The organism is Desulfofundulus sp. (genome assembly GCF_049701015.1).
Taxonomy (GTDB): domain Bacteria; phylum Bacillota; class Desulfotomaculia; order Desulfotomaculales; family Desulfovirgulaceae; genus Desulfofundulus.
Map to the genome: position 1 here is coordinate 1 of NZ_JBNATZ010000217.1, position 4,205 is coordinate 4,205.

Genomic DNA, 4,205 nt, shown 5'->3' on the forward strand with positions numbered 1-4,205 from the left:
GCTGATGAGTGCAGATGCCGATGTCCAGGCGGTCCACGCCCTCTTCTCCGACGGCACCGGGCTGACCAGGCGGCGCACGCGGACCGGGACCGGGGGTTACGAAATAAGGCGGCCGGGCGAGGAGCCTGTCGTGCTCACGGGCGTGGGCCGTCACCTGCCGCCGGAGGTAATCGGGGTCCACCGCACGCCCCCTGTCGACCTGGCGGGTGAGAGCCTGGTCCTGAACATTGCCGGCCAGTTTGACCCCGTCTTCCTCATCGGGCACCCGAACAGTGTCAACCTGGCCCTGCTCGACAACCTGACTAATAATGATACGGCCTCGGCCGTGCTCAAGCAGCTGCGCAGTGCTGCCGACTCGTGCAAGCGCCGGCTGGCGGTTTGTAACCAGCAGCGCGAGAGCACGGCGGAACAGGTCTCCGTCACCAACCAGATCGCCGCCCTGGCCCGGCCTGTCGCCGCCCTCTATGAAGAATACGAGCAGTGCCTGGAACAGCTCAACCACCTTGCCTCCCTGTGTGATTTAGCTGAGCGGTGGCATAAATTGAGGGCGTCTGTGGAAGCCGCCATCGGCCTGTGGGAACAGTCGTCCCCGGAAGAGCGCCTGGCGCAGGCAGGGGCGGCGCTGGAGTCCCTGGAGGCCTCCACGGTTGAGTACCAGACTGTCATAATGCCGTTTATCGGCTCATACAATCTGGCAGTATCCGGCTACCTGTCCGCCCTGGGACGGCTGGACCTGGCGGGTTTTGCGGAAGCCTACTCGGACTACCGCCACCTGCTGGCCACTACCAGCAGCTGCCCGCTGTGTGGGGGCGAGTTTCATACAACAGGGCTCCTGGTGGCTCTTGACGGGGACTACAGCTCGGTGAGTGCGGATATTGAAGACATGTGTGGACTGGAGGTGCAGTTGTTAAGCACTGTGGATGAAGACCTGATAGCCCGCCTGAAACAGGCGCGCCAGGCTTACGAGGCCTGCCGCTCGGACATTTTGGCCGCCGTGCGGGTGCTCTCGAAGTACAGGGCCGACCTGGACACCCTCAGTGAGGAGTGTCTCACCCGCTTTGGCACCCGCCCTGAAGACCTGGAGGAGCGGGTCCGGGCTCTGGCCGGGACGCTGGAGGAGTCACTTGCCACCCTGGCCAGCTCCCTGGAGGCCATAAAGCGGGACTACCAGCAGCTGGCTGCCAGGACCGGCCTTGCCTCTACCATATGATAGCGGGGTGAGCTTAATGTCTATTGTAATCGAGGAGTTGAAGTCGGAGCTGGAGAGGATCAAGTCCTCCCTCGACACCCTTTCGGCCGGTGTGCGCATGTACACCGGCGTCCATAAATCCCTGCTGGAAAGACAGCAGCAGCTGGCGGCGGACATCCGTGCCCTTGAAGAGGAAGTGGAGCGTACGGAGGCCGCCGTGGCCCTGCTCCACCATCTGAGCAACGTGTCCCGCCAGCGCCTGTGCGAGCACCTGGGCAGCATCGTGACCAGGGCCCTGCAGTACGTCTACGGGCCGGACTTCAGCTTCGAGCTGGACCTGGTGACCGACAGGCGCGGGAACACACGGCTCGAGTGCTATGTCGTCAACGGTGCGGGGGTACGCGTGAGGCCGCAGGACAATTTTGGCGGCAGCGTGGATATCGTCAGCATTGCCCTGCGCGTCGGCGTGCTGGCCCTGGCCCACAACCCGCCCCTGCCCGGGCCGGTCATCCTGGACGAGCCCGGCGCCCACCTTGACGCCGAGGCTGCTGTCAAGCTCGGGGAGTTCCTGCGCTATGTGGCCGATACATATGGCAGGCAGGTGATCCTGATTACCCACCACGATACCATCATCCCTTTTGCCGACGCGGCCCACAGGGTGACCATGGTGGACGGCGTCTCGTATGTCCAGAAGCAGTCTTAGGAGGATTGATATGCCGGACGTGTATTCCCCTTCCCTGCAGTCCCTCTATGCGCGCTGCCCTGCCTGCAGGCGGCTCTTCGACCTGATTACCCTGTGTGACGGGCGTTACGCTGCAGTCCCGCTGGGCGACCTGAGGCTGGACGAGTGGGTCTCCTGCCCGTCCTGCGCAGTCCCGTCGGCTGTAGTGGACTGGGTCCTGTGTGCCCTCTACCCCCTGGATTTCTTTGATGTCAATAACTTGTGTCGGTGCGGTGGCGAAATATGGTATACTATCTCTCAAGACCACCCCGGCGGGGCGCTGGTGTGCGACCGCTGCGGGGTGGTGGGTGATTTTACGAAGGGGGGATCGTCTTTTGGAACAGCAACCCGGTGATGGTAAACGTAATAAGCTGTACGTATTTCCGGGGGGAGAGGGTATGAAGGGTAGCCCGGTCTGGGCCTCCAACAGGCTTTACCGCTGTACGAAGTGTGGCAATACCAGGGCGTTTTACGGGCGCACTACGGTGGACGCCACCATTCTCGTCACCGCTGTGGGCGCCTTCAGCTACGACGTGGCCGAGTATACCATCGACGAGACCGACAGGTCCAACCATGTGATTACACACTGCGCGGAGTGCGGGAGCACGCAGGTAGCTGTTTACGACGTCACTCTCAAACCAGAACCTGTAATGACTGACCTTCTTACCGGCGCGCGCCGCAGGATTTACACCCATGTCGACCCCCTGCCGCCGGGCGAGCGGGACGTCGTCTTCACGCCCGATGGACAGGCCGTGGCAGCTTCCCAGCGGGCTACCAATGAGATCCTGTTCGCCCAGCTTGATGATGGTAAAAGTGCAGCAGAGAAGAGAGTGCTGAAGGAAAGTTACATGGAAATGGATGATGATCCTGACTTCTAACACAATGCCTATAGAACGGGAGGTAATCACGTTGACCAAGACAGAATTGGTAAAAGCTATTGCCCAAAAAACATCCCTCAAACAGAAGGACGTCGATAGTGTCATCAATGAGTTCTTCCGTATGATAACTGTAATGCTGGCGTCAGACGGCGAGGTCAGGTTCCCCGGTTTTGGGGCGTTCGCGGTCGTGGAGAGGGCTCCCAAGCAGGGACGCAACCCGCAGACGGGAGAGCCTATCGCCATCCCCGCCAGGAAGGTGGTTGTCTTCAGAGTGGGTAAATCACTGAAAGAAGCGGTATGTGAGGCCCAGTAGATATGGTCATAGCAACCTTTGGAAGCCATCCAGCATAGATATATTGGTGAGCCTGTAACTGAGCAAATCCTTCATGCACTTAAGATAACTATTGCACAGTCTATAAACAGGTTAGCCTGGCAGGGATTGATTCCTATAGAGTATGTATCAATGTCGCCCGATGAGTTATGCTACATCGAGATTATCAATGACACTGATATTTTGATTGGGTTCCACGATAGACGCCTGGCTGAGCTTCTGGCCAAACTCAATCTGTTGTAGAATGTGCGATAAGAATCCCCGGACGAAACGGGGATTCTACTTTTAGTGCACACACAGGGGTGTTATATATGCGTCTTTCCGAGCTGAAGGAAGAGATCAAGCGCAGGGTAGACATAGTGGACCTTATCGGTGAATCCGTGGAGCTCAGGCAGGTGGGAACTGTCTATACAGGCCTCTGCCCGTTCCCCCATGGTTACCGGGCCGGCCAGCCTTTTTATGATACGAAGCCGAGCCTGGTGAGCAGCTATAAAAGGCCGGTTGGCTCCCCCTGGATGGGGAGCCAACCGGCAAGAGCTCTATGCTGGAGGTGTTTTAGCCGCTCATGAGGGAGCGGTTTTCACCCGGTAAATCCCGCGATACGGCTTTTTTATACCCCTTGACCAGACGTAATTTCGGTCTGGCATGATCATTCTTAAGCATCTCCGCACGCATCAATTCGACCTTACAGAAAGGTTCTTCCAGGTACCTGACTACCAGCTCCTTTATCCATTCCCGCATTTCACTCACTCCTTTCGGCTACCACCTCAGCGGGATACTTAGCGGGATACTTTAATTTTATACAGGAAATACACGGCGACCAATATTTTTCCCGCCAATTGTCTTTTTGACCTGGCGAGTTTTTCACAAACCCCAAAGATATCCAAATACTTAGGCGAACTGTTCACAAGCACCCTATGTCTTGCAGGAAAAAGAAAACGTGGACTCACTTTGCCCACGATAAAAATCGACTAAATTCAGGGGCCGGAATATATAATTAAATCTGGAAACCGTATAGAGACCCGCTGAAAAAACTGAACCGCACCTCATAAGTGCGGTGTTTTAATCTGGTGTCGGAGGCGGGAC

The 4,205-nt window shown here is 57.6% G+C and carries 7 protein-coding genes; 6 read left to right on the forward strand and 1 reads right to left on the reverse strand.

The genetic code is table 11. The annotated features are described in order from the left end of the window. The 6 genes from ACPLUI_RS11760 to ACPLUI_RS11785 form a co-directional block, all read left to right on the forward strand. Nucleotides 1–1,210: hypothetical protein (locus ACPLUI_RS11760; protein WP_424660451.1), on the forward strand; the 1,210-nt coding region annotated here is incomplete at its 5' end. Between the two features lie 16 nt (nucleotides 1,211–1,226). Further along, complete coding sequence (locus ACPLUI_RS11765) at nucleotides 1,227–1,892, forward strand: ATP-binding protein (protein ID WP_424660452.1); 666 nt, start codon at nucleotides 1,227–1,229, stop codon at nucleotides 1,890–1,892. Between the two features lie 10 nt (nucleotides 1,893–1,902). After that, nucleotides 1,903–2,265: a hypothetical protein gene (locus ACPLUI_RS11770; protein WP_424660453.1), complete on the forward strand. Its 363-nt coding sequence runs from the start codon at nucleotides 1,903–1,905 to the stop codon at nucleotides 2,263–2,265. Then, nucleotides 2,246–2,788, forward strand: coding sequence for a hypothetical protein (locus ACPLUI_RS11775; protein WP_424660454.1), 543 nt, complete (start codon nucleotides 2,246–2,248; stop codon nucleotides 2,786–2,788). The genes ACPLUI_RS11770 and ACPLUI_RS11775 overlap by 20 nt, the downstream gene beginning before the upstream one ends. A gap of 31 nt (nucleotides 2,789–2,819) precedes the next feature. Next, a complete protein-coding gene (locus tag ACPLUI_RS11780; protein ID WP_424660455.1) occupies nucleotides 2,820–3,101 on the forward strand; it encodes an HU family DNA-binding protein in 282 nt (93 codons plus the stop codon). Between the two features lie 329 nt (nucleotides 3,102–3,430). Continuing rightward, nucleotides 3,431–3,688, forward strand: a complete 258-nt coding sequence (locus tag ACPLUI_RS11785) for a CHC2 zinc finger domain-containing protein (protein WP_424660456.1) — start codon at nucleotides 3,431–3,433, stop codon at nucleotides 3,686–3,688. Here the strand turns inward: ACPLUI_RS11785 and ACPLUI_RS11790 are convergent. Further along, complete coding sequence (locus tag ACPLUI_RS11790; protein WP_424660457.1) at nucleotides 3,675–3,860, reverse strand: hypothetical protein; 186 nt, start codon at nucleotides 3,858–3,860, stop codon at nucleotides 3,675–3,677. The two genes, ACPLUI_RS11785 and ACPLUI_RS11790, sit on opposite strands and share 14 nt — an antisense overlap. Nucleotides 3,861–4,205: the final 345 nt, after the last annotated feature.

Excerpts from the sequence above, each read along its gene's own strand:
- ACPLUI_RS11765 (WP_424660452.1), top strand. The coding sequence starts at position 1,227 with ATGTCTATTGTAATCGAGGAGTTGAAGTCGGAGCTGGAGAGGATCAAG.
- ACPLUI_RS11770 (WP_424660453.1), top strand. The coding sequence starts at position 1,903 with ATGCCGGACGTGTATTCCCCTTCCCTGCAGTCCCTCTATGCGCGCTGC.
- ACPLUI_RS11790 (WP_424660457.1), bottom strand. The coding sequence starts at position 3,860 with ATGCGGGAATGGATAAAGGAGCTGGTAGTCAGGTACCTGGAAGAACCT.
- ACPLUI_RS11785 (WP_424660456.1), top strand. The coding sequence starts at position 3,431 with ATGCGTCTTTCCGAGCTGAAGGAAGAGATCAAGCGCAGGGTAGACATA.